The 1,585-nt window shown below is 60.1% G+C and carries 3 protein-coding genes; all 3 read right to left on the minus strand.

Annotated features, from left to right (window positions below; translation table 11 throughout):
* Window positions 1-90: 90 nt before the first annotated feature.
* The gene (locus tag WH91_RS06785) at window positions 91-321 is read right to left on the minus strand and encodes a hypothetical protein (RefSeq protein ID WP_046170245.1); all 231 of its coding nucleotides are present in this window, start codon (window positions 319-321) and stop codon (window positions 91-93) included.
* A gap of 31 nt (window positions 322-352) precedes the next feature.
* Window positions 353-1,240: a hypothetical protein gene (locus WH91_RS22515; RefSeq protein ID WP_158409529.1), complete on the minus strand. Its 888-nt coding sequence runs from the start codon at window positions 1,238-1,240 to the stop codon at window positions 353-355.
* A 135-nt stretch (window positions 1,241-1,375) separates the two neighbouring features.
* Window positions 1,376-1,585, minus strand: a 210-nt coding sequence (locus WH91_RS24600) for a hypothetical protein (protein WP_046170248.1), incomplete at its 5' end; no start/stop codon positions are given.

Here is a 1,585-nt window from a genome sequence, read left to right on the forward strand (position 1 = left end):
CGTCAGAGCCGCGATTCCAGGCGAATGCTGCCGCGCAGCTTTCCGACCATTCCTTGAGCGGCGGGCCGGTTGACGCCCCGCCGCTTGAGCCTATTCGGCTCTCGGTTCGGCCGCTTTGGTCAGCGTGTGGGTCGCTTTGCCGCCGCTTTCGACGCAATCCTCGACCGATTGGGCCAGAACGATGATCTCCTTGACCTTGCAGATCGTGCCGGCGTTGACGTCCTCTGTGCCCCAATTGATCATCCAGGCGCGTTGGTCGGGGCCCGCGAATGCAGAGGTTGCCGAAAGGGTCAGAAAGAATGCGGTCAGGATGGTTTTCATCGGTATTTCTTCCATAGTTCAAGTTCGCGGCTCAGTCCCGCAGGAAAATCGCGGGCAGCAGAGCGCCGGGGTCGTGCGTGGTCGGTTGTTGCTCGCACGATAGGGGATCAATTCCGGCCTGCTCCATCGCCGATTTCTGGAGCGCGCAGATGGTGATCGCCGTGGCGTGGGTTTGCGACGCCGCGAGGTCGGCTGCCTGCTGAAACGTGCCTTGGCCGTCGGCAATCGTCTGTGCCAGTTGCTGGGAATAAAGGGCGACCGTTTTGTCCGCGGTGAAATTGGCAAACTGATCGGCGGCGGCGGAGACGATCACTGCTTCCGGGCGGATCACGTTGTTCTGCGGCTGCGCTTCGATGAACAAGGGCGACCCGGCGCCAGACTCGCATGCATCCAGGATGAAGATCACTGCTCCGGCCGCCAGCGCGTGTACCCAGCCGGCGAAATCGCTAGCCATGATCCAGTCACCCTCGGCGACGGCAAACGGCACCGCTACCGGTCTTTGCTCGGTCCACAGTACGAACACTTCATTGTCGGGGCCCGCCTCCGCGGTTGGATTGAGCGCACCGGCGTGCAGGTTGGCGTAAATGATCAGCCTGTCGTTTGGACCAAGGTCGCTGAAACCGGCAAAAGCCGCCTTCAGGCCTCCAGTGGTGGCCGCGGCGTTCAGCAGGGTGGTCACATTCGCGCTCTCGATGCCGAGACGGGCCGAGAAAGCTGCCTCGATGGCACCCACGCTGCGGCTGCAGGCCTCTGCGTCCTGCTGTTTCCACGGCGGACAAATGCCGATCGCCATCAGATGCGTGGTCTTGCCGTTTGCATTTTCGGCCCGCGCTTCATTGATTGGAATGAACACTGCGGCCGCGGTGAGGACCAAACCGGACGTCACTATTGATCGACCGATCCGGCACCGAAAATACATGTAATGCGTTCTATTTATTTGCGGATTGCCAGGAGCACACTGCGCTGCAACTATTAACAACTCCCCTTGTTTCGATTTCCGATGTTTAGCTTTTTTAGCGGCAAGACCTCAGCTCGACTTTGTACGATTTTCTGGTCACGTCCATGTCCAGAAGACGCCCTCATTTGCAACGAACTCGAGCGCATCGTCGAGATGCATAACGCCGCCGCCCATGTCATCGACGTCCTCCCATTTGCGCCGGTGTGACCAATATCCGAGCCGGACCTCCTCGCTTTGGCCTGTCGGCTTGAGCCGGGCAATCAGCTCCGCAATTGCATCGTAGCCTCCGACCGTGTCGTCCGGATT

This window comes from Devosia psychrophila (assembly GCF_000971275.1).
Classification (GTDB): Bacteria; Pseudomonadota; Alphaproteobacteria; order Rhizobiales; family Devosiaceae; genus Devosia; species Devosia psychrophila.

Coding starts and splice junctions, on each gene's coding strand:
- WH91_RS06785 (WP_046170245.1), bottom strand. CDS start 321: ATGAAAACCATCCTGACCGCATTCTTTCTGACCCTTTCGGCAACCTCT.
- WH91_RS22515 (WP_158409529.1), bottom strand. CDS start 1,240: ATGTATTTTCGGTGCCGGATCGGTCGATCAATAGTGACGTCCGGTTTG.